The 545-nt window shown below is 70.5% G+C and carries 1 protein-coding gene and 1 pseudogene; both read left to right on the plus strand.

Translation table 11 applies throughout. The annotated features are described in order from the left end of the window. Positions 1 to 387, plus strand: a 387-nt coding sequence (locus WDV06_RS37085; RefSeq protein WP_395514193.1) for an adenylyl-sulfate kinase, incomplete at its 5' end; no start/stop codon positions are given. Then, positions 384 to 545: pseudogene (locus WDV06_RS37090) on the plus strand (sulfate adenylyltransferase subunit CysD); the annotation flags it as partial. The gene WDV06_RS37085 and the pseudogene WDV06_RS37090, both read left to right, overlap by 4 nt.

Here is a 545-nt window from a genome sequence, read left to right on the forward strand (position 1 = left end):
CTGGGCTTCGGCCGCGAGGACCGGCACACCAACGTGCAGCGGATCGGCTTCGTCGCCGAACTCCTCGCGAGCAACGGTGTGAAGGCCCTGGTCCCGGTGATCGCGCCCTACGCCGACAGCCGCGAGGCCGTCCGCGAACGCCACGCCACCGCCGGCACCCCGTATCTGGAGGTCCATGTCGCGACCCCGGTCGAGGTGTGCTCCGAGCGGGACGTGAAGGGCCTGTACGCCAGGCAGGCGGCGGGCGAGATCTCCGGTCTGACCGGCGTCGACGACCCGTACGAGGTACCACGGGCCCCCGACCTCCGCATCGCCTCGCACACGCAGACCGTCCGTGAATCCGCCGCGGCGCTGCACGCGCTGCTCGAACAGAGGGGCCTCGCGTGACCACCGTCATCCCCATCCGCAGAGCCCCGCGGGCGCTCGGCCACCTGGACTCGATGGAGTCCGAGGCGGTGCACATCTTCCGCGAGGTGGCGGGCGAGTTCGAGAAGCCGGTGATCCTCTTCTCCGGCGGCAAGGACTCCATCGTCATGCTGCAAGGA

Origin of the sequence: Streptomyces racemochromogenes (assembly GCF_044129415.1) — a bacterium.
GTDB classification, from domain to species: Bacteria; Actinomycetota; Actinomycetes; order Streptomycetales; family Streptomycetaceae; genus Streptomyces; species Streptomyces racemochromogenes_A.